Raw genomic sequence first — 21,529 nt, 5'->3', positions numbered from 1 at the left:
CGATCCGTCGGCAAACCATATCTTTATGATTTATTTAGATTTATGGCAAGGGCTCAACATCATATGCCCAGGTGACTATGGGTTTGCTCAGTCTGTGGCAGACTTCACATTTTCAATCGTTACCGGTAACATGTTACCGGTAACGTGTTAGATTAGAACCCATCAACAGCTGGTTTTTTGAAAAGTGGGACAGAGGTCAAATTATGGCGGGTAAGTGCATTATCGTGATGGGTGTGTGTGGTAGCGGCAAATCCAGCGTGGGTCTGAAAGTGGCCGAAGCGCTGGGCGCCAAGTTCATCGATGGTGATGACCTGCACCCCAAGGCCAACATCCAGAAGATGGCTGGCGGCAACCCCCTCAACGATGAGGATCGTGCCCCCTGGCTGGAGCGGATCCGCGACGCCGCCTACAGTCTCGAGCAGAAGAACGAGACCGGCATCATTGTCTGTTCCGCCCTCAAAAAGAAGTACCGCGACCAGATCCGCGAAGGCAACGAGTCGGTCAGCTTCATCTTCCTCGATGGCAGCCAGCCGCTGATCCTCGAGCGGATGCGTGCCCGCAAGGGCCACTTCATGCGTGAAAGCATGGTACAAAGTCAGTTCGATACCCTGGAGCGCCCGGATGGCGAAGCTGGTGTATTCCACATTGATATAGACGGCACCTTCGAACAGGTGGTTGACCGCGCCGTCACAGCATTGGAGCAAGCCCAATGATTCATAAGGTAATTTCCGACGTCACCGCCCGCATCCGCGAGCGCAGTGTCGCCCGTCGTCAGGCATTTCTGGCCCGCATCCAGCGTCAGGCAGAGCAGGGCAAGACCCGCGCCGCGCTGGCCTGCGGCAACCTGGCCCACGCCGTGGCCGCCTGCAGCAGTGACGAGAAGGGTCGCATTCTCGATATGACCCGCGCCAACGTCGGCATCGTCACCGCCTACAACGACATGCTGAGTGCCCATCAGCCCTATCAGGGCTATCCGGATATCATCAAGGGCGCGCTGGCCGAACTGGGCCACAGTGCTCAGGTTGCCGGTGGCGTGCCCGCCATGTGCGACGGTGTGACTCAGGGTCAGCCGGGGATGGACATGTCCCTCTTCTCCCGCGATCTGATCGCCCAGGCGACCGCGCTGTCTCTCTCTCACAACACCTTCGACGCCACCCTGCTGCTCGGCATCTGCGACAAGATCGCTCCGGGTCAGATCATGGGGGCCCTCTCCCACGCTCACCTGCCGACGGCATTTGTTCCTGCCGGCCCCATGGCGAGCGGCATCAGCAACGACGAGAAGGTGAAGGTGCGTCAGCAGTACGCCGCCGGTGAAGTGGGTCGCGATGCCCTGCTGGAGATGGAGTGCGGCGCCTACCACGCGGCAGGCACCTGCACCTTCTACGGCACCGCCAACACCAACCAGCTGGTGTTCGAGGCCATAGGCCTGATGCTGCCGGGCTCCGCCTTTGTGCACCCGCATAGTGAGCTGCGCCGCGCCCTGACCGCCGAAGCGGCCCGCCGTATCAGCGCCATGATCCCGGGATCTCCGGCCTATCGCCCGTTGAGCGAGGTGCTGGATGAGCGCTCGCTGGTCAACGGTCTGGTGGCCCTGCTCGCCTCCGGCGGCAGCACGAACCACAGCATTCACATGGTGGCACTGGCCCGTGCGGCCGGTCTGGTACTGACCTGGGATGACATCAGCGATCTCTCTGACGTGGTGCCGCTGCTGGTTCGCATGTACCCGAACGGCCCGGCCGACGTGAACGCCTTCGAACAGGCGGGCGGCGTGCCCGGCCTGATGCGCCGTCTGGCAGAAGAGGGGCTGATCCACATGGACGCAACTCCGGTCTTTGGCGAGATGCAGGATTACCTCAGCCGTCCGGCATTGGTCGATGGCCAGCTGGTATGGAAGCCGGTGGGCGAGAGCGGCGATGCGAGCGTGCTGTCGCCTTCCGGCAGCGTATTCCAGGCCACCGGCGGCACCAAGCTGCTGGCGGGCAATCTGGGCCGCGCCGTGGTCAAGGTATCCGCCGTGGCTCCCGAGTATCGGGTTATCGAAGCGCCAGCGCGGGTCTTCTCCTCCCAGCATGCGGTGGAAGCGGCCTACAAGGCGGGCGATCTCAATCAGGATGCCGTGATCGTGGTGCGCCACAATGGTCCGGCCGCCAACGGCATGCCGGAGCTGCACAAGCTGATGCCGGTGCTCGGCAACCTGCAGAAGGCGGGTTACAAGGTGGCGCTGGTCACCGATGGCCGTCTCTCCGGCGCCTCCGGCAAGATCCCGGCCGCCATCCACGTCACCCCGGAAGCGCTGCACGGCGGGGCCATCGGCCTGCTTGCCGATGGCGACCTGCTGCGGGTTGATGCGGTAAACGGCAGCCTCGACTGCCTGACCGATTTGAGTGGCCGTATCCAGGCCGAGATTGACCTCACTCTGGAACAAGAGGGGTGGGGCCGTGAACTGTTCAGCGTGATGCGTCGCGCGGTATCGAGCGCCGAGTGCGGCGCTACCATCTTTGACTAAGGAAGAGCTATGCAGAACTGGAAAGTGACCCCGGCCGAGGTGTTTGCCGCCTCCCCGCTGGTACCCGTGATGGTTATCAACGAGCTGGATCAGGCCCTGCCGATGGCCAAGGCGCTGCTCGACGGCGGCATCTCTGTCTTCGAAATCACCCTGCGCACCCCGGTGGCGCTCGATGCCATCGCCCTCATCGCCAAGGCGATGCCGGATGCCATGGTCGGTGCCGGTACCGTGCTCAACTGCGAGCAGTTTGACGCAGCCGTCGCTGCCGGTGCCCGCTTCGTCATCTCCCCGGGGATGACCCCGGCCCTGCTGGCCCACGCGGCCAAGAGCACTGCGCCGCTGATCCCGGGCGTGGCAACTCCGTCTGAAGTGATGCAGGCGCTGGAAGCGGGCTACGACCACCTGAAGTTCTTCCCGGCCGAAGCGAACGGCGGCACCAAAACACTCTCAGCCATTGCCGCCCCACTGCCCCAGGTGAAGTTCTGCCCGACCGGCGGTATCGGCCCGAAAAACGTGGCCGACTATCTGGCGCTCAAGTGCGTCGCCACCGTCGGCGGCTCCTGGATGCTGCCGGCCGATGCGGTCAAGAGCGGCAACTGGGAAGAGGTGACCCGCCTCTCCCGCGAAGCAGTTGAGCTGGTAAAACGCTAAGCATCAGTTGTGCAGAAAACCAAACAGGCCACCCTCGGGTGGCCTGTTTGTTATCGGCGTGACTTCAGTGGGTGAGGGAAGGGATTACCCAAGACTCTCCCCGACATAGAGGGAGAAGCCGATATCCTTGCGGGTGTCGGGTTGGGATTGGCCGTTGAGACGAGCCAGCAGCATGGTGGCCGCCTCCCGACCGATCGCTTCCCGCGGGGTGGCGATACTGGCCAGCTTGGGGGTCATGGCGTGGCCGATGTCGAGGGCGTTGCAACCGGCGATGGCGATCTGCTGGGGCACCGGGATCCACTTGGCCTGACACTGCAGCAGGGCGCCCACCGCCAGGTCATCGTTGGTGCAGAACAGGCCGTCTAGGTCGGGATAGCGCACCAGCGCCTGATCCAGCAGATCGCCCCCCAGAGTGAAGCTGGAGGATTGTTCGGTCAGCAGATGCTGGCCAGTGAGGCCGAAGTCGGTCATCGCCTGATAGTAACCCTCCATCCGCAGCTGGGTACGCACGTCGAGCCGCGCCCCCAGATAGACCACCTTGCGTCGGCCCCGGTGCAGCATCTCTGTTACCATGGCCCGGGCCGCGGCTCTATGGTCCATGCCGACCACCATGTCGATGGGGGTTTGTGGCAGATCCATTGTCTCCACCACCGGAATGCCGGCGGTGGCGATCATCTTGCGGGTGCGTTCGGTGTGCTGGCTGTCGGAGAGGATCAGCCCATCCACGTGATAGGAGAGCAGGGACGCGACCTGTTCCTCCTCTCTCTCCGGACTGTAGCCGTAGTGGGCCAGCAGGGTCTGGTAGCCAGCCGGTCGGGTCACCGACTCGATGCCGTGGATCACCGCCGAGAAGACCTGGTTGGAGAGGGAAGGGATCAGGATGCCGATCGCCTTGCTGGTCGCGTTGGAGAGAATGTCCGGCGCCCGGTTGGGGATATAACCCAGCTCTTCCACCACAGCCGCGATCCGCTCGCGGGTCCCCTCCGCCACAGTCTGCGGGTCGCGCAGATAGCGGCTGACAGTCATCTTGGTCACGCCGGTCTGGTCGGCGATATCTTGCAGGGTGGGGCGGCGCTTGCGGGTGGGGCTCATAGGGGTGTCCAGCGTGGATGTTACATGTAACATTACCGTTTTTGGCGGATAAAGTCAGCATATGAAGCCGTTTTTGCAGGAGTTTTCCGATGATCAGAGGCAAGCAGTTCGTGGATGTCCGGTTCGAGCAACAGGATGTGGAGGGGGAGCAGTTCTTGGAGTGCCGCTTTATCGGCTGCGACTTCTCCTGGCTGGATTTGAGCGATAGCCGCTTCATCGACTGCAGCTTCTACGATCGGGAGAGCGAACGGGGCTGCCTGTTGCAGGGTTGCGAGCTGCGCGAGGCCAGCTTCCTGCGCTGCGATCTCACCATGGCCGATTGCAGCCGCAGCCAGTGTCTGGGGTTGGAGATGCGCGACTGTCAGGCGGTCGGTATCAACTTCAGCCATGCCAGCTTCGCCAACCAGATCACCGCCAAAAGCTACTTCTGCGAGGCCCATCTGACCGGCAACAACTTCAGCTACGCCAGCTTCGAGGGCTGCCTGCTGGAGAAGTGCGAGCTGACCGGCAACCGTTGGCAGGGGGCCAACCTGTTTGGTGCCTCGCTGGCGGGTTCCGATCTCAGCGGCTCCGAGTTTGGCCAGATTGACTGGACCAGCTTCAAGCTGCAGGGCTGCGATCTGCGCCAGTGCGATCTGCCGGGGCTGGATCTGCGCCGGGTTGATCTGCAAGGGGTGCAGATCAACGAGGATCAGCAGCAGACCTTGCTGGAGCAGATCGGTCTGGTTGTCTTCCCCTGAGCCGAGCGAATAATTAGGTAATTTTTCATCAAATGGGAGTGACAGCGGGTTGCTGTACTCCTGAAACGACAAAAGCCTGCGTGAGGCAGGCTTTTGTTGTGAGCGTGTGAGGCGTTTGTCGGCCGGGTTGACTCAACCCTTGGCCAGCCATTTGGTCGGGTTGATCGCCTCGCCCTGATAGCGAATTTCGAAGTAGAGGCCCGGTCTGTCCTGACCGCCACTGTCACCGACCAGCGCCACCGGTTCACCCTGTTCCACATTCTGGCCAACCTGACGCAGCAGCGACTGATTGTGACCGTAGAGGCTCATATAGCCTTTACCGTGGTCGATCACCAGCAGCATACCGAAGCCGTCGAGCCAGTCGGCGTAGACCACTTGTCCCGGTGCAACCGCCTTGACCTGGGTTCCTTCGCTGGCGCCGATCAGGGTGCCTTTCCACTTGAGCTGGGCGGTACGGGGCGAGCCATAGGAGATGAGGATCGGTCCCTGTACCGGCCAGCGCAGGCTGCCATTGGTCTTGAGACCACTGTAGTGACCGGCACTGCTGATGCCCGAACCGCGCTCCGGTTTGCTGCTGGCTACCTCTTCGGCCGGTTCTGCCGGTTTGACGGTTTTGTTCTGCTGGGCGGCGAGTCGTTGTTGCTCGGCGCGGCGCTGTTCGGCCAGCTTGCGCTGACGCTCCTGCTCCGCTTTCAGCTTGGCCAACCGCTCCCGCTCGGCCCGTTCACGGCGCTCCTGCTCTTCACGCTTGCGACGTAACTCTTCCAGCCGGGCTTTCAGCGCTTTCTCCGCCTTGACCAGCTTGGTGAGCTTCTGCTCGTCATCTTGTACCGACTGCTGCAACTGGTTGCGCACCTTGGCCCGGCTCTGCTGGCTGGCCAGCAGGGTCTGGTGATGCTCCTGCTGTTCGGCAAGCAGGGTCTGCAGTCTGGTTTCGGTCTCTTTGGTGGCCTGCTGGTTTTTCGCCAGCTTGTCACGGGTGGCGCGCAGGGCGTCGATGGCCTCGATGCGGGCCTTGTTGAGGTAGTCGTAGTAGTCGAGGGAGCGGCTCAGTTTGGCCGGATCCTGCTGATTGAGCAGCAGTTTGAGGTAGTCGTGGTTGCCCGCTTGAAAGGCGCTCTCCGCCTGCTTGGCCAGCAACTGCTTTTGATGTTTGGCTTGAACTTCCAGCCCCAGCTTGTCTTTTTGCAGGGTCGCCAGCTTCTGCTGGTTCTGTTTCAACTGCTGCTTGGTCTGGTTGAGTTTGGCGGCGGCGGCCGAGATGGCCTGCTCGTCAGCCTTGAGTTGGGTATTGAGCTTGGCAAGCTCCTGCTTGCTGAGCTTGATGGTCTTCTGTTGCTCTTTGATCTGGGACTGCATGGTCCCCAGCTGCTGATTGGCGGCCAAAGCCGGTTTGCTGACGCCAAACGACAGGCAAAAAAACAGCGCGCCGGCCAACAGGCCGACGCGACTGGTTTTCTGTGAAATAACTTCGCATCCCCGCATGGGGAAGGATTATTTCAGAATCATCAGGGGCTTGCCAGTCATTTCCGGCGGCACCGGCAGACCCATCAGGGTCAGCATGGTGGGGGCCAGATCGGACAGTTTGCCACCTTCAACTACCTCGGCTTTGCGACCGAAATAGATGAGAGGAACCGGCAGATTAGTGTGGGCGGTGTGGGCCTGACCAGTCTCTTCGTCCAGCATCTTCTCGGCGTTACCGTGGTCGGCAGTGATCAGGCACTCGCCACCCACTTCGGCCAGGGCGTCGGTCACGCGGCCGATGCAGTGGTCAACGGCTTCACAGGCTTTGACGGCGGCATCGAACACACCGGTGTGACCAACCATGTCGCCATTCGGGTAGTTACAGATGATGACGTCGTACTTGCCGCTCTTGATGGCCGCAACCAGCTTGTCGGTCAGCTCTTCGGAGCTCATTTCCGGCTGCAGGTCATAAGTTGCCACTTTCGGGCTGGCCACGATCTCGCGATCTTCGCCGGTGAAGCAGGACTCTTCGCCACCGTTGAAGAAGAAGGTGACGTGAGCATACTTCTCGGTTTCGGAGATGCGCAGCTGGGTCTTGCCCTGCTTGGCCAGCCACTCACCCAGGGTGTTGACCAGAGCGGTCGGCGGGTAGGCACAGGCAGTTTTGATGTCGGCCGCGTATTCGGTCAGCATCACGAAGTTCAGCTTAGGCTCGACTGCACGGGCGAAGCCGGTGAAGTCGGTGTCAACGAAGGCGCGGGTGATTTCACGGGCACGGTCGGCACGGAAGTTCATGAAAATCAGCGCATCGCCGTCGATCATCGGGGCAGCTTCGCCGATGCGGGTGGCTTTGACGAACTCGTCGTTCTCATCGCGGGCATAAGCGGCAGCCAGTGCTTCGGTGGCGCTCTCGGCGGTGAACTCGCCCTTGCCCTGGGTCATCAGGTCATAGGCTTGCTGCACGCGATCCCAGCGGTTGTCACGGTCCATGGCGAAGTAACGACCAATCATGGAGGCGAAACGACCCTTGCCCAGCTTGGCGAACAGGGCATCGAACAGCTCGATGGAGGACTGGGCGGAGCGCGGCGGAACGTCACGGCCATCCAGGAAGGCATGCAGGTAGATCTTCTCGGCGCCACGCTTTGCGGCCATTTCGATCATGCCCATAATGTGCTCTTCGTGGCTGTGTACGCCACCCGGGGACATCAGGCCCATGATGTGAACGGCTTTGCCGTTGGTGACGGCAGCGTCAACAGCCTTGGCCAGCTCGACGTTCTGGAAGAATTCGCCGTCCTGGATGTCTTTGGAGATGCGGGTCAGCTCCTGATAGACGATGCGACCGGCACCGATGTTGACGTGGCCCACTTCGGAGTTGCCCATCTGGCCATCCGGCAGACCGACGTCCAGACCGGAACCGGAGATCAGGGTGCTGGTGTAGTCACGGGCCAGACGATCGAGGTTGGGAGTCTTGGCGGCAGCGACGGCGTTGTGCTCTTGCTTGGTGCTGTAGCCCCAACCGTCCATGATGACCAGAACCAAAGGTTTCTTAGCTGTTGACATAAGACTATGTCCTCTCGGATTGGAAAAAATGCGGGAAATGAAACTAGCGTAATATTACTACATCTGCCGAAATAGTCACCTGATAGCCAAGGGGCGCTCCCGTGGCCCCGCAAGCCACGCCCTTCCTGCCATGCTCGCTGCCCAATGATGATGGGAGCCTGCTCGCGCTTTGCCGCCAAGATGGCTGATCTTATCAATACCCCCATGTATACTCGGGCCCTTGTCTTGGTCCCTGGATAGTAGAAGATGCAAGAGTATTTGGATTTTGCGGCCCGTAACCCGCTGCTGACCGCAGCCTGGTTGGGTCTGGCTGGCACCCTGGTTTACACCACTGTGCGTGCCCGTTTGTCCCCGGTAAAAACCGTCAACAACCACACCGCGACCCTGCTGATCAACCGCGAGAATGCCACCGTGGTAGATATTCGCAGTCAGGAAGAGTACGCCAAGGGCCATCTGGCCGGTGCCCAGCACCTGCCGCTGACCCAGATCCAGAGCAATAATCTGGGCCCGGTTGAAAAGCATAAAGATGCCCCCATCATAGTGGTGTGCGAGTCGGGAATGACTGCGGGCGGCGCGGGCCGTCAGCTGAGCAAAGCTGGCTTCAAGCAGGTTTATGTGCTCGGCGGTGGCATGGCCCAATGGCGTGCAGAAAATCTGCCGGTAACCAAGAAACGCTGATTTAAGCAGGGCCTGAGCCCACTTATCCATATAACAAGGAATCAAACGAAATGGCTGACGAGATCAACAACCAGGAAGTACAACCGGAATTCCACATCCAGCGTGTTTACACCAAGGATGTCTCTTTCGAAGCGCCGAACACCCCGCACATCTTCCAGAAAGAGTGGCAGCCGGACGTCAAGCTGGATATGGATACCAAGACCAACATCCTGGCTGAGAACGTGTACGAGGTTGTCCTGACCCTGACCGTAACTTGCAAACTGGAAACCGAAACCGCCTTCCTGTGCGAAGTACAGCAAGCCGGTATCTTCACCATCGGTAACCTGCCGGAGCCGCAACTGGCTCACTGCCTGGCTGCCTTCTGCCCGAACATCCTGTTCCCGTATGCCCGCGAAGCCGTGGCCAACATGGTGAGTAAGGGTTCCTTCCCGCAGCTGAACCTGGCACCGGTCAACTTCGATGCCCTGTTTGCCCAGCACATGGCGCAAGCACAGGCCCAGCAGGCGACTGCGGAAGCCTGATAATGGCTGACCAGATCGCTATCTCGGTCTTGGGGGCGGGGTCTTATGGCTCCGCCCTTGCCATTTCTCTGGCGCGCAACGGTCATCCGACCCTGCTGTGGGGTCACGACCCTGCTCATGTCGCCGAGCTGGAACAAGACCGCTGCAACAAGGCATTTTTGCCTGATGTCCCTTTTCCCGCCGATCTGCAGCTGACTGCGGATCTGCAACGTGCGGTACAAGCGGCTCCCGTGCTGCTGTTGGTCGTGCCGAGCCATGTCTTTGGTGATGTACTGACCCGGATCAAACCCTTCCTGCGCCCCGATACCCGTATCGCCTGGGCCACCAAGGGTCTGGAGCCGGATAGTGGCCGTCTGCTGCAGGACGTGGCTCGTGAAGTGCTGGGGGACGAGATGCCGCTGGCGGTGATCTCCGGCCCCACCTTCGCCAAGGAGCTGGCTGCCGGTTTGCCGACCGCCATCTCGGTCGCCTCGACTCACGACGAGTTCGCCGACGATCTCTCCCACCTGCTGCACTGTGGCCGCTCGTTCCGGGTCTATACCAATCCGGACTTCGTCGGTCTACAGCTGGGTGGGGCGGTGAAGAACGTCATCGCCATCGGTGCCGGTCTCTCCGACGGGCTCGGGTTTGGCGCCAATGCCAGAACCGCGCTCATCACCCGGGGTCTGGTGGAGATGCAGCGTCTGGGTGCGGCGCTGGGTGCCGATGCCAAAACCTTTATGGGGATGGCGGGGCTCGGGGATCTGGTGCTCACCTGTACCGACAACCAGTCGCGCAACCGTCGCTTCGGGCTGGCCCTCGGGGCTGGCAAGGATGTGAACACCGCCATGACCGAGATCGGTCAGGTGGTGGAGGGATATCGCAACACCAAAGAGGTGCATCTGCTGGCGGCCCGCTGCGGCGTCGAGATGCCCATCTGCGAGCAGATCTTCAAGGTGCTTTACGAGGGTAAGAACCCGAAAGAGGCGGCCATCGCCCTGCTGTCGCGAGACAAGAAGGACGAGTAATCTGCCGATTGCCCATGCAAAAGGCCCCGCCAGATGGCGGGGCCTTTTCTTTGCTGCAAGGGCTGCAAATCAGTAGTAGGAGTGGTCGCCGCGCTGGTGCTCGGTGGCGTCTTTCACACCGTTGAGCTCACCCGGGAACTTCTCCAGCAGCTGCTTCTCGATTCCCTCTTTCAGGGTGTAATCGACCATGGAGCAACCGTTGCAACCACCGCCAAACTGCAGGATGGCCAGTTTGTCTTCAGTCAGCTCGACCAGGGTGACTTTGCCACCGTGACCGGCCAGCATGGGGTTCACTTCGGACATCAACACGTACTCGATGCGCTCGATCAGCGGCGCGTCGTCGGCCACTTTACGCATCTTGGCGTTCGGTGCTTTCAGGGTGAGCTGGGAGCCCATCTGATCGGTCACGAAGTCGATGGTGGCATCCACCAGGAAGGGGGCGCTCAGGGGATCAACCATGCAGTCGAAGCCGCTGAAGGGCAGGTGTTGATCTTCCGGGTCCACGGCATCGGGCGGGCAATACGATACGCCACACTCGGCATTCTGGGTTCCCGGATTGACCACAAACACCCGGATATTGGTGCCATCAGGCTGTTTTTCCAGCAGTTTACGGAAATGGGCCTGGGCGGCGTCGGAAATGCTGATCATCACTATCCTCATAAACCTGAGTGTACGACTAGGGTATTCATGATAACGCGGTTATTAATGCTTGGGTAGCATGCCGATGGCTACTTGTTGTGCCGCAGGGTTCGACAGATTGCCCATACTTCTACCTTTGTGATGCCGCTCTCATGGAGCAAACGGCTGAGCTGCCCAGCGGTGGCGCCTGTGGTCACGACGTCATCGAGCAGGGCGACATGGCGATAGTGGTGGGGGCGGATCCGGAATGCCCCGCGCAGATTGCGCCGCCGTTGCCCGGCGCTCAGGGTTGTTTGTTGCGGGGTCGCCTTGATGCGCTGCAACAAAGTGTTGTCGCAGGGAATGTCGGTGAACTCGCCAAGGGCTTGCGCGATCTCCTCCGCCTGATTGAACCCTCGCCGCCACTGCCGCCACCAGTGCAGGGGAACCGGAATGATCGCCTCCGGCGGCTCGCGGCCATCCAGATGATCGGCCAAGAGGCGTGCCAGTAGCGGCGCCAGCAGGATCTGGCCGGAATATTTGAGCCGGGGGATCAGCATGGGGTAGGGAGCCTGGTAGTCGCCGATCACCTGCAACCGCTCCCAGGGGGGAGGTCTGCGCTGGCAGCGGCCGCAGACCGGTATGCTCTCTTCTATATAGTCAGCCAGCGGTGCGGCGCAGAGGTGGCATCTCGGCTGTGACTGGTGCAGCGCCTGCCGACACCAGCTGCAGAGCAGGGGCTCGTTGTCGCAAGGCTGATGACAGAGGAGGCAACTCCCTTGCCAGTCGCCGTGGTTGCCGAGCAGCGGGCTTGCTTTAGCGAGCAGTCGCTTTAACATGCTGACCCCAAGAGCATGAACAGGGATCTTGAGTCTAGATGAGCATATCGGTAGAGCAGTTTGGCCAGGGGCCCGATCTGGTGCTGTTGCACGGTTGGGGGATGAACGGTGCGGTCTGGCATGGCATTGCCCAACTGTTGGCGCCCCACTATCGGGTTCATCTGGTAGATTTGCCCGGTTTTGGCAACAGCCTGCTGGCAGACGAGGTGGATTACAGCCTGCCCTGGCTTGCCGAGCAGGTGGCCGCCATCTTGCCGCAGAAGTGTCATCTGCTTGGCTGGTCGCTCGGCGGTCTGGTGGCAAGCCAGTTGGCGCTGACTCATCCCGATCGGTTGCATTCCCTGATCACGGTAGCCAGCTCTCCCTGCTTTATGGCGCGGGACGAGTGGCCCGGAATTGCCCCCAAGGTACTGACCGGCTTCAACCAGATGTTGGCGGGGGATTTTCGCCAGACCATAGAGCGCTTTCTGGCGATCCAGGCAATGGGCAGCGAACATGCCCGAGATGATATCCGTCAGTTGCGCCACTGGCTGGCCGAGCGCCCGGCGCCCCAGTTTGCCGCACTTGAGGCCGGGCTGACGCTGTTGGCCGACATTGACCTGCGCGAACCGCTGCGGGACCTGGATCTGCCCTGGTTGCGGATCTATGGCCGACTGGATTCATTGGTGCCCAAGGTGGCCATTCCCCTGCTGGATGATCTCTACCCTGCCAGCCGCAGCGTGACTCTCAATAAGGCCTCACACGCACCTTTTATCTCCCACCCTGACGAATTCATTGAAATCGTTCGAGATTTTGTTGGCTAAAAAACAGCCGGCAAGCTTCATTAATCCTCTGGTCTGGCGGATAATTAAGCTGTGACCAGAGGAGTAACACCATGCGTATTGATTCTGCTTTCAACAGCGGGGTACAGGGATTTCAGCGAGCCGAGCAGATTGCCGACAAGGCATCCAATCAGATCGCCCGCCTCAACACCCCCAGCGGGGATCAGGTGCAAGTGACCGATGAGCTTGTCAATCTCAAGGTGGCTGAGCAGCAGGCTGGCGCTTCTGCCAAGGTAGTGCAGACCGCCAGCGAGATGATGGGAACCCTGATCGACATCCGGGTGTGAGATGAACATCAATGTCAGTCTGCCTCCCCTTATCCCGACACAGCTGCAACCCCAAGTGGAAGCGGCGAGGACGGATAATCGCCGGGCAGAACTGATCCCGCAGGCCCGGGCGGGCCAAGCCTCCGTTGCCGAATCCGAAGTCGGCTCCCAGAAAGAGAAATCCAAAGCCGGTCAGGCCTCCAGCAATCAGAGCTCCCAGAACAGCCGTGAAACCGGGCAATTAGCCCCGACGACACTGCCAGACAATCGCTTTGTCGAGGCAACCGGTGAGGATGGGCAGCGCAAGCAGCAAGATCCCAAACAACAGGAGCAGCAACAGCGGCAAGAGCAGCAGGTTCAGGATCTTATCGAGCGTGACAAGGAGGTGCGCACTCACGAGCAGGCGCACCAGTCTGCGGGTGGAGAGTACGCCAGCTCGCCCACCTATCAGTTTACGCAAGGGCCGGATGGCAAGCGTTATGCGACGGGTGGCGAAGTCCAGATCGATACCAGTGTCGTACCCGGTGACCCTGCCGCTACCATCGCCAAGATGCAGCAGATCCGCTCTGCAGCGCTGGCGCCTGCCGAGCCTTCTGCGCAGGATTTGGCCGTCGCGCGCAGCGCCGCCGCCAGTGAAGCCAAGGCGCGCAAAGAGCTGATGGCCGAGCAGAGCGCAAAATCGGGCGGCGTGCTGAGTGCCTATATGGACAAGCGCAACAGCGTCATCGCGGGCCACTATCAACAGGCTGTCAGCCCGGCCTTGACCCAGTCCCTCAGTCTGCATATCTGAATCACTCTCGCCAAACTTTCAGCTGCTTTGCCTGTTTTGCAACTAACCTGAAGATCAGGCCCATTCCAATTTCACAGGAGCTGTCATGCATTTCGATGAAGTCAAAGCGGAAGATTTCACCACCTTCTCCCGTGTACCGCCTCCCCACCTGCAGATGGAGCAGTTTCTGATGCAGCTTGGAGGAGGGGGAACTGAAGGAACCAGTTTCAAGAAGAAAGTGATGCTGGCGGCTGGCTGGAGCCACACCGGTGTCGTCTCTTACGGCAAGTATCCGCAAGAGGCCTGCAAGGCATTCAACCGACTGCGGGAGGTGCTGGCCCAGCATGGAGAGCCCGAGAGCATTCTTGCTGCCCTGGCGCAGTAATCCTGAGCTTCGCGTGTAAAAAAGCCCCTTGCGGGGCTTTTTGCATTCAGAGGCGTTCCGGACGGTGTCGTTACTTTTTCGCTTTGGAGAGCGCTGCCGCAAAGGCGTTGCCCATGGCACCACCCATAGGGGGGCTTTGCCGCGGCTCATTTCTTGGTTGGGTGTTGCCGGCACCGCTGTTGCGCGCTTCAGCCGGTTTGCGGGCAGCTTGTCCCGCTTTCTCGTCGAGGCGCATGGTCAGGCTAATCCGCTTGCGCGGGGCGTCCACTTCCAGCACCTTGACCCGCACAATATCGCCCGCCTTGACCACCTCGCGGGGATCCTTGACGAAACGGTCGGTCAGGGAGGAGATGTGCACCAGCCCGTCCTGATGAACACCGATATCGACGAAGGCGCCGAAGTTGGTGACGTTGGTGACCACCCCTTCCAGCACCATTTCTGGCACCAGGTCGCTGATCTGTTCCACCCCTTCCTTGAAGGTCGCGGTTTTGAACTCGGGGCGCGGGTCACGGCCCGGCTTGTCCAGCTCGCCGATGATGTCGGTGACGGTAGGTACGCCGAATTGCTCATCGGTGTAATCGACCGGTTTCAGGCTGCGCAGCAGGCTGCTGTTGCCGAGCAGGCTCTCCACTGTCTGCTCCAGCTTGGCGATGATCCGCTCCACCACCGGATAGGACTCCGGGTGCACCGCCGAGCTGTCGAGGGGATTGCTGCCGCCGCGAATGCGTAGGAAGCCGGCGCACTGTTCGAAGGCTTTGGGGCCGAGTCGGCTCACTTTCAGCAACTGCTGACGGCTCTTGAAAGCGCCGTGCTCATCCCGGTAGGCGACGATGTTCTGGGCCAGCGTCTGGGATAGGCCGGAAACCCGGTTGAGCAGGGCGACCGAGGCGGTGTTCACATCGACCCCGACCGCGTTCACGCAATCCTCGACCACGGCATCCAGCCGGCGGGCCAGCTGGCTCTGGCCGACGTCGTGCTGATACTGGCCCACCCCGATGCTCTTGGGGTCGATTTTGACCAGCTCGGCCAGCGGGTCTTGCAGGCGGCGGGCGATGGAGACGGCGCCACGGATCGAGACGTCGAGATCCGGGAACTCCTGAGAGGCGAGCTCGGAGGCGGAGTAGACCGAGGCCCCCGCTTCGCTCACGACTATCTTCTGCGCCTTAGCGGCGGGGTAGCGCTCGAACAGGTCGCTGACCAGCCGGTCGGTCTCCCGCGAGGCGGTGCCGTTGCCGATGCTGATGAGCTCGACCTTGTGCTTCTGGCACAACTCGCTCAGGGTCTTGAGGCTTTGATCAATCTGGCGTTTTGGTTCGAACGGATAGATGGTGGCGTGATCGACCAGTTTGCCGGTGGCATCCACCACGGCAACCTTGACCCCGGTGCGGATGCCCGGATCCAGCCCCATGGTGCAGCGCATGCCCGCCGGGGCCGCCATCAGCAGATCCTTGAGGTTCATGGCGAACACCTTGATCGCCTCCTCCTCTGCCGATTCGCGGATACGGCCGATCAGCTCGGTCTCCATCTGAAGCGACAACTTGATCTTCCAGGTCCAGCTCACCACCCCATGCAGCCATTTGTCGGCCGGGCGGTTCTGCAGATTGAGCTTGAGGTGGTGGGCAATAATCCCTTCGCAGGGGCTGGCACTCTCATCGTCACCGGTTACCAGAGCCAGATTGAGGATCCCTTCATTGCGGCCGCGCAGCATGGCCAGCACCCGGTGGGAGGGGGCCTTGTGCAGTGGTTCGTCGTGTTCGAAATAGTCCTTGAACTTGGCCCCTTCCTGCTCCTTGCCTGCCACCACGCGGGCGCGCAGGGTGGCGTTCTGCCACAGGTAGTCGCGCAGCTTCTCCAGCAGGTCGGCCTGCTCGGCGAAGCGCTCCATCAGGATATAGCGGGCGCCGTCGAGGGCCGCTTTGCTGTCGGCAATGCCCTGTTCGGCATTGAGGAAGGTGGCTGCAGCTTGCTCGGGATCCTGCATCGGGTCGCTGAGCAGCAGGTTGGCCAGCGGCTCCAACCCGGCTTCGATCGCCATCTGCCCCTTGGTGCGGCGTTTGGGCTTGTAGGGGAGGTAGAGGTCTTCCAGTCGGGTCTTGCTGTCGGCGCCGTTCAACTCGCGGGCCAACTCGGGGGTCAGCTTGCCCTGCTCTTCGATGGAGCGAATGATCACCTGACGGCGATCTTCCAGTTCACGCAGATAGCCGAGGCGGCTCTCCAGAGTACGTAGCTGGCTGTCGTCCAGACCGCCGGTCACCTCTTTACGGTAACGGGCGATAAAGGGCACGGTCGAGCCTTCATCCAGCAGGCGCACTGCGGCCTGCACCTGCTCCGGGCGAGCATTGAGCTCACCGGCAATCTGTCTCTCTATGGTTTGCATCATGATGTTGTTGAGGGCCTCTGTGGTCGAGTCCGCGCCATCAGGCGCCAAGTGTGAGCACTATATGGGGTCGTGTTGCGGGATGCCACCCTGCGCCGGGGTCTGCACCCGTCAGACTGATAAAGTTGCAGGGGAGGGCGTTTATCTTGCCATTGCACCTGTGACTCAGGATGTGCCTGTGGCAAGCAGTCCGGCTATTTGGGGTAGCTGATCTCGTTGATATACCAGCAGACGTCACCAACTGGCGTACGGACGATGGCCTCATCACCGACCTCTTTCTTGAGCAGGGCGCGGGCCATGGGGGAGTCGATGGAGATGTAATCCTTGCGCTCGAAGATCTCGTCATAGCCGACGATGCGAAAGCGCTTGGTCTCGCCCTCATCGTTTTCCACCTCGACCCAGGCGCCGAAGAAGACCTTGCCCTCCTGCGCGGGGGCATAGTCGACGATCCCCAGCTCTTCGAGGGATTTGCGCAGGTAGCGCACCCGCCGGTCGATCTCCCGCAGCCGCTTCTTGTTGTACTGGTAGTCGGCATTTTCGCTGCGATCCCCCAGGCTGGCGGCCCATGCCACCTTCCTGGTGACCTCGGGGCGCTCCTGACGCCAGAGGAAATCGAGCTCTTCTTTCAGCTTGTTGTAGCCTTCGCGAGTGATCAGCTTTGTCTTCATGGTGATCCGGACCTGGTCAAAGAGGGGTATTCATCGCTAACTGCTCGGGAATATTAGCTTTTGTCCTCTTGCTGTCGAGGGAAATCGTGATGGCTCGGCTGGCGCCATTCAGGGAGTCGCTGGCCAGCGCATTGACTTGATGGCCGTCACGCTCTCGGGAAGGGTAATAACCGGTAACATATTTGTGCTTTGCTCCCGCTATATCCCCCCCTAGTATTGGGGGCAGCTAAAGAATGAAGAGGCAAAGCAATGAGTCAGCAGCAATACAAGGTCCTGGTCGTGGACGATGACCTGAAATTACGTTCCCTGTTGGAACGCTATCTCACCGAGCAGGGATTCGTAGTGCGCGGCGTGGCCAATGGCGAGCAGGCCGATCGCTTGCTGACTCGTGAAAATTTCAGCCTGATGGTGCTCGACCTGATGTTGCCGGGGGAGGATGGGCTCTCCATCTGCCGCCGCCTGCGGGAAGCTGGCAACCAGATCCCGGTGCTGATGCTCACCGCCAAGGGAGATGAAGTGGATCGCATCGTCGGGCTCGAGATGGGGGCTGATGACTATCTGCCCAAGCCGTTTAACCCCCGCGAACTGCTGGCGCGGATCCGTGCCGTGCTGCGCCGCCATACCGTCGAGCTGCCGGGGGCTCCCTCTGCTGCAGAAAAGGTGGTCAACTTCGGAGCTTTTCAACTCAATCTCGCGACCCGCGAGCTGAGTCGGGATGGCGAGCCGATGGCGCTCACCAGCGGTGAATTTGCGGTGCTCAAGGTGCTGGTCAGCCATCCGCGCGAGCCGCTCTCCCGCGACAAGCTGATGAATCTGGCTCGTGGCCGCGAATACACCGCCACCGAGCGCAGTATTGACGTACAGGTCTCTCGCCTGCGCCGCCTGCTGGAACAGGATCCGGCCCAGCCCCGCTACCTGCAGACCGTCTGGGGTCTGGGGTATGTGTTCGTGCCAGATGGTGACGGTGCATGAAAAAGGTCGGCAGCATGTTCTCGCGCATGCTCTGGTTTCTGGCTGCCGTTTTGGTGGTCTATCAAGCAGTCTCTTACGTCACCTTCTACAACTATCTGCTGGCGCCAACCGTCAAGCAGATCAGTCACTTGCTGGCCAATCAGGTCAAGCTGATCTTTCCGGTCAACACGGAACAACTGGCGCTGAGCGAAGATGCCGAGGCGCTGGTTTATGTGACGACGGGTACCGATATCTATACCCAGAGCGAGGCGGTGCAGCATGGCTTCAACGATGCCAAGCCATACCCCTATCTGGAGGAGAACATCAGTCGCGAACTGGGTGGCCCGGCCAAGGTGCGGGTCGAGATCCAGGATCACTACATCATCTGGATCCAGCCGCCCCAGGCCAGCAAAATCTGGGTGCGGATCCCGCTGACCGAGATTGAAGATGACGATATCGAACCCCTCATCATCTATCTGAGCGTGCTGCTGGTGATCACCCTGTTTGCGGCCTGGCGCTTTGCCCGGCAGTTGGTGCGCCCGCTCGAGGATCTCGAGGCTGGTGCCGTTGCTGTTGCCAGGGGCCATTTCCCTGAGGCGCTGGGGGAGCTGGGCTCAAGGGAGGTGCGGCGGCTGACCCGCACCTTTAACCATATGTCGCACTCCATCAAGAGCCTGATCGAAGAGCGTAACCTGATGATGGCGGGGGTCTCCCATGATCTGCGTACCCCGCTGACCCGCATCCGGCTGGCCACCGAGATGATGTCCTCCGGTGACGAGTACCTCAAGGAGAGCATCAACGCCGATATCGATGAGTCCAATGCCATCATCGATCAGTTCATCGACTACATCCGCCCGGATGAAGGGCAGGATCTGGAGCCGATCGATCTGACCCAACTGGTGCACGATACCTTGCTGATCTACTCGGAGCAGGGGCTGGAGGTCGATCTGGCGCTGCCGCAAGAGGCGGTGCGGGTGGCCTGCAATCCGGTCAGTATCCGGCGAGTGTTGAATAACCTCTCAAGCAACTCGCAGCGTTACGGGGCGGGCCGCTTGCATGCCGAGCTCAAGGACGACGGGCACTGGGTGCGCCTGCGCCTATCCGATGATGGCCCCGGGATTCCAGAGCAGGACTACTCCCGGGTGCTCAAGCCGTTTACTCAGGGGAATGTGGCGCGGACCGTCGGCGGTAGTGGGCTGGGGTTGGCCATCGTGGCCAAGATAGTCGCCCAGCACCATGGCACTATCCGGTTGGGAAGTTCGGATCTCGGCGGCTTGCTGGTCGAGATGCGGCTGCCAAAACATCAGCCACAGGAGTGGATGGATTGAGAGAAGGGCGTATCCGTGGATACGCCCTTCTGCATGGTCAGCTCTTGGTTTCGGCTGATGCACGATAGCGTTTACCGTACTTGAGCTGCTGGATCAGCAGGGCGGCAACGATGAGCGCCAACCCGATGGGGGTGGCCGGATGGATGGCTTCGCCGATCAACAGGTTGAGCAGCACCAGTGAGGCAAACGGCGAGATAAAGATGAGGTTGCTGATGGGGGCCGTGTTGGTGGCATGGCGCAGCGCCATCAGCCAGAGCACGAAACCGAAGCCCATTTCGAACAGTCCCACATAGATGGCTCCAGCCCATCCCTGCCAGGCGGTCATGGCAAAATCGGAGAGCAACCAGGTTGCAACGACGATAAAAGGCAGGCTGATCATAAAGCCGAGCAACAGGCTGACAATGGGATCGCCCTGATTACGGGTGTTGAGGATCCAGTAGCTGGCCCAGATGAGGGTCGAGACCAGCGCCAGCGTCACGCCGAGGGGGCTGTCGAACTGGAGGCCGAATACATCCCCTCTGGTGGCGATTACCAGCGCGCCAAAATACCCCAGCACGATAGCGACGCCATCACGCCGACGCAGCTTCTGGCCGAGGAAGGGTACGGCCAGCAGACTGAGGGTAATGGCCCAGGTGTAGTTGAGGGTCTGTGCCTGCTGGGCAGGCAGCAGATCATAGGCTTTGAACAGCAACAGGTAATAGAGAAAGGGATTCAGCACGCCCAGAGTCAGGTAGTAGAAAGGGCGGGCCTTGATGTAGCTCCCCAGCAGCGGCAGTTTGCCCTGTTTGGCGACGACGGCTGTCAGCGTGAGAGTCGAGGTGAAGGCGGCCACAAGCAACAGTTGCACAGGTTCGAAATAGGCGAGGGAGATCTTGAAGGCTGTGGCGACCGTCGACCAGAGGGCAACGGCGCAAAGGCCATACTGATAGGCTTTCTTTTGATCTTTGAGCATGGGATGTCGTTCCACTGACAGAGGCAAGCGCACAGTCTACCAGTCTGCTTGTAACATTGTCGTTACCTGGGTGTTGGCACAGAGTGGTTGCCGCAGGCGAGATCCATCTGTCACATAAAACTGCGCACAATCTGTTCGCTCTCCCTTGCGCAAATTTGAAAAATCCGTATAATCCCCTCCGCTTACCCATGAGGTAAGCCAGACGATATGTCTGCTGCTGAGTTTCCTGTTTACAGGAGCCAGCCATACAGTCCTCCCGATATGGGGGGAAACGTGAAAAATCACACCTCTGGCGGGAGAAATCTCGGTCGGGCGGTGTTGATTTATGTTCTTTTATCTATTGGAGCTCTGTCAATGCAGAACCAAAGAATCCGTATCCGCCTGAAGGCTTTTGATCATCGCCTGATTGATCAATCCACTGCGGAAATCGTTGAAACTGCTAAGCGCACTGGCGCGCAGGTTCGCGGTCCTATTCCGCTGCCGACTCGCAAAGAGCGCTTCACCGTCCTGATCTCCCCGCACGTCAACAAAGATGCGCGTGATCAGTACGAGATCCGCACTCACAAGCGTCTGGTAGACATCGTTGAGCCGACTGACAAGACCGTAGACGCCCTGATGCGTCTGGATCTGGCAGCTGGTGTAGACGTCCAGATCAGCCTGGGTTAATTACGGAAAGAGGTTGATAACAATGACAATCGGTCTTGTAGGTCGCAAAGTGGGTATGACTCGCATCTTCACTGAAGATGGCGTTTCTATCCCGGTGACTGTTATCGAAGTTGAAGCTAACCGTGTAACTCAGGTCAAATCTGTAGAAACCGACGGCTACAACGCTATTCAGGTTACCACTGGCGCCAAGAAAGCCAGCCGTGTGACCAAGCCGGAAGCTGGCCACTTCGCCAAAGCTGGTGTAGAAGCCGGTCGCGGTCTGTGGGAATTCCGCCTGAACAACGGTGAAACTTTCACTGTTGGTAGCGAGCTGAAAGTAGATCTTCTCGCTGACGTTAAGCTGGTAGACGTTACCGGCACATCCAAAGGTAAGGGCTTTGCTGGTACTGTTAAGCGCCACAACTTCCGCACCCAGGATATGACCCACGGTAACTCCTTGTCTCACCGCGTTCCGGGTTCTATCGGTCAGAACCAGACTCCGGGTCGTGTATTCAAGGGCAAAAAGATGGCTGGTCACATGGGTGCTGAGCGTGTAACGACTCAGAACCTGGAACTGGTTCGTGTTGACGCTGAACGCAACCTGCTGCTCATCAAAGGTGCAGTACCGGGTGCAACCAACGGCAACGTGATCGTCAAACCTGCCGTCAAAGCGTAACGTCTGAGGAGATAG

The 21,529-nt window shown here is 60.2% G+C and carries 23 protein-coding genes; 15 read left to right on the top strand and 8 right to left on the bottom strand.

The annotated features are described in order from the left end of the window. Positions 1-203: 203 nt before the first annotated feature. The 3 genes from AB5Y71_RS16160 to AB5Y71_RS16150 are packed head-to-tail and all read left to right on the top strand — an operon-like array spanning position 204 to position 3,157. Complete coding sequence (locus tag AB5Y71_RS16160; protein ID WP_005340649.1) at positions 204-713, top strand: gluconokinase; 510 nt, start codon at positions 204-206, stop codon at positions 711-713. After that, entirely contained in the window at positions 710-2,506 is a 1,797-nt protein-coding gene (edd, locus tag AB5Y71_RS16155; RefSeq protein WP_368172004.1) for a phosphogluconate dehydratase, read from the top strand. The genes AB5Y71_RS16160 and edd overlap by 4 nt, the downstream gene beginning before the upstream one ends. Positions 2,507-2,515: 9 nt before the next feature. Continuing rightward, the gene (locus AB5Y71_RS16150; RefSeq protein WP_368172003.1) at positions 2,516-3,157 is read left to right on the top strand and encodes a bifunctional 4-hydroxy-2-oxoglutarate aldolase/2-dehydro-3-deoxy-phosphogluconate aldolase; all 642 of its coding nucleotides are present in this window, start codon (positions 2,516-2,518) and stop codon (positions 3,155-3,157) included. 84 nt (positions 3,158-3,241) lie between these two features. Here the strand turns inward: AB5Y71_RS16150 and AB5Y71_RS16145 are convergent, their stop codons facing one another. Continuing rightward, entirely contained in the window at positions 3,242-4,249 is a 1,008-nt protein-coding gene (locus AB5Y71_RS16145; RefSeq protein ID WP_368172002.1) for a substrate-binding domain-containing protein, read from the bottom strand. Between the two features lie 89 nt (positions 4,250-4,338). Here AB5Y71_RS16145 and AB5Y71_RS16140 point away from each other — a divergent pair, with 89 nt between their 5' ends. After that, on the top strand, positions 4,339-4,989 hold the full coding sequence (locus tag AB5Y71_RS16140) for a Qnr family pentapeptide repeat protein (protein ID WP_368172001.1): 651 nt from the start codon (positions 4,339-4,341) through the stop codon (positions 4,987-4,989). A gap of 132 nt (positions 4,990-5,121) precedes the next feature. On the opposite strand, the gene envC is transcribed toward AB5Y71_RS16140, so the two are convergent. Together envC and gpmM are read right to left on the bottom strand one after the other, a co-directional pair. Further along, complete coding sequence (gene envC, locus AB5Y71_RS16135) at positions 5,122-6,474, bottom strand: murein hydrolase activator EnvC (protein ID WP_368172000.1); 1,353 nt, start codon at positions 6,472-6,474, stop codon at positions 5,122-5,124. 9 nt (positions 6,475-6,483) lie between these two features. Next, positions 6,484-8,013 (bottom strand): 2,3-bisphosphoglycerate-independent phosphoglycerate mutase, encoded by a 1,530-nt coding sequence (gene gpmM / locus AB5Y71_RS16130; protein WP_069527613.1) that lies wholly within the window; start codon positions 8,011-8,013, stop codon positions 6,484-6,486. A gap of 246 nt (positions 8,014-8,259) precedes the next feature. Between gpmM and AB5Y71_RS16125 the strand changes: the two genes are divergently transcribed. The 3 genes from AB5Y71_RS16125 to gpsA are packed head-to-tail and all read left to right on the top strand — an operon-like array spanning position 8,260 to position 10,219. Further along, positions 8,260-8,691, top strand: coding sequence for a rhodanese-like domain-containing protein (locus AB5Y71_RS16125; protein WP_005340640.1), 432 nt, complete (start codon positions 8,260-8,262; stop codon positions 8,689-8,691). 50 nt (positions 8,692-8,741) lie between these two features. Beyond that, on the top strand, positions 8,742-9,212 hold the full coding sequence (gene secB, locus AB5Y71_RS16120; protein WP_005340639.1) for a protein-export chaperone SecB: 471 nt from the start codon (positions 8,742-8,744) through the stop codon (positions 9,210-9,212). A gap of 2 nt (positions 9,213-9,214) precedes the next feature. Continuing rightward, entirely contained in the window at positions 9,215-10,219 is a 1,005-nt protein-coding gene (gene gpsA / locus AB5Y71_RS16115) for an NAD(P)H-dependent glycerol-3-phosphate dehydrogenase (protein WP_019445045.1), read from the top strand. Positions 10,220-10,288: 69 nt separating this feature from the next. On the opposite strand, the gene nfuA is transcribed toward gpsA, so the two are convergent. Further along, a complete protein-coding gene (nfuA, locus tag AB5Y71_RS16110) occupies positions 10,289-10,867 on the bottom strand; it encodes a Fe-S biogenesis protein NfuA (RefSeq protein ID WP_005340636.1) in 579 nt (192 codons plus the stop codon). A gap of 80 nt (positions 10,868-10,947) precedes the next feature. Then, a complete protein-coding gene (locus AB5Y71_RS16105) occupies positions 10,948-11,676 on the bottom strand; it encodes a ComF family protein (RefSeq protein ID WP_279497299.1) in 729 nt (242 codons plus the stop codon). Between the two features lie 38 nt (positions 11,677-11,714). Between AB5Y71_RS16105 and bioH the strand changes: the two genes are divergently transcribed. From bioH to AB5Y71_RS16085, 4 genes are all read left to right on the top strand, one after another. Next, positions 11,715-12,479, top strand: a complete 765-nt coding sequence (bioH, locus tag AB5Y71_RS16100) for a pimeloyl-ACP methyl ester esterase BioH (protein ID WP_279497300.1) — start codon at positions 11,715-11,717, stop codon at positions 12,477-12,479. A gap of 71 nt (positions 12,480-12,550) precedes the next feature. Then, positions 12,551-12,784: a flagellar basal body rod C-terminal domain-containing protein gene (locus AB5Y71_RS16095; RefSeq protein ID WP_005342675.1), complete on the top strand. Its 234-nt coding sequence runs from the start codon at positions 12,551-12,553 to the stop codon at positions 12,782-12,784. A gap of 1 nt (position 12,785) precedes the next feature. Then, positions 12,786-13,553: a putative metalloprotease CJM1_0395 family protein gene (locus AB5Y71_RS16090; RefSeq protein WP_368171999.1), complete on the top strand. Its 768-nt coding sequence runs from the start codon at positions 12,786-12,788 to the stop codon at positions 13,551-13,553. 85 nt (positions 13,554-13,638) lie between these two features. Further along, a complete protein-coding gene (locus AB5Y71_RS16085) occupies positions 13,639-13,917 on the top strand; it encodes a hypothetical protein (protein WP_005340630.1) in 279 nt (92 codons plus the stop codon). 70 nt (positions 13,918-13,987) lie between these two features. On the opposite strand, the gene AB5Y71_RS16080 is transcribed toward AB5Y71_RS16085, so the two are convergent. Beyond that, positions 13,988-16,297: a Tex family protein gene (locus AB5Y71_RS16080; RefSeq protein WP_368171998.1), complete on the bottom strand. Its 2,310-nt coding sequence runs from the start codon at positions 16,295-16,297 to the stop codon at positions 13,988-13,990. 191 nt (positions 16,298-16,488) lie between these two features. Further along, positions 16,489-16,962, bottom strand: coding sequence for a transcription elongation factor GreB (gene greB, locus AB5Y71_RS16075; protein WP_368171997.1), 474 nt, complete (start codon positions 16,960-16,962; stop codon positions 16,489-16,491). A gap of 249 nt (positions 16,963-17,211) precedes the next feature. Here greB and ompR point away from each other — a divergent pair, with 249 nt between their 5' ends. Next, positions 17,212-17,934: a two-component system response regulator OmpR gene (gene ompR / locus AB5Y71_RS16070; RefSeq protein WP_005340625.1), complete on the top strand. Its 723-nt coding sequence runs from the start codon at positions 17,212-17,214 to the stop codon at positions 17,932-17,934. Then, positions 17,931-19,241 (top strand): two-component system sensor histidine kinase EnvZ, encoded by a 1,311-nt coding sequence (gene envZ / locus AB5Y71_RS16065; protein WP_144715631.1) that lies wholly within the window; start codon positions 17,931-17,933, stop codon positions 19,239-19,241. The genes ompR and envZ overlap by 4 nt, the downstream gene beginning before the upstream one ends. Before the next feature lie 37 nt (positions 19,242-19,278). On the opposite strand, the gene AB5Y71_RS16060 is transcribed toward envZ, so the two are convergent. Then, positions 19,279-20,193: a DMT family transporter gene (locus AB5Y71_RS16060; protein WP_108613250.1), complete on the bottom strand. Its 915-nt coding sequence runs from the start codon at positions 20,191-20,193 to the stop codon at positions 19,279-19,281. Between the two features lie 354 nt (positions 20,194-20,547). Here AB5Y71_RS16060 and rpsJ point away from each other — a divergent pair, with 354 nt between their 5' ends. Both rpsJ and rplC read left to right on the top strand, forming a co-directional pair. Then, positions 20,548-20,859, top strand: a complete 312-nt coding sequence (gene rpsJ, locus AB5Y71_RS16055; RefSeq protein ID WP_005307944.1) for a 30S ribosomal protein S10 — start codon at positions 20,548-20,550, stop codon at positions 20,857-20,859. 22 nt (positions 20,860-20,881) lie between these two features. Beyond that, the gene (gene rplC / locus AB5Y71_RS16050; protein ID WP_005340620.1) at positions 20,882-21,514 is read left to right on the top strand and encodes a 50S ribosomal protein L3; all 633 of its coding nucleotides are present in this window, start codon (positions 20,882-20,884) and stop codon (positions 21,512-21,514) included. The last annotated feature ends 15 nt before the right edge of the window (positions 21,515-21,529 follow it).

Origin of the sequence: Aeromonas sp. R9-2 (genome assembly GCF_040908025.1) — a bacterium.
In the GTDB taxonomy this organism is placed as follows: Bacteria; Pseudomonadota; Gammaproteobacteria; order Enterobacterales; family Aeromonadaceae; genus Aeromonas; species Aeromonas veronii.
Note: the sequence above shows the minus strand (reverse complement) of the source record. Positions and strands in the feature narration are given on the sequence as shown.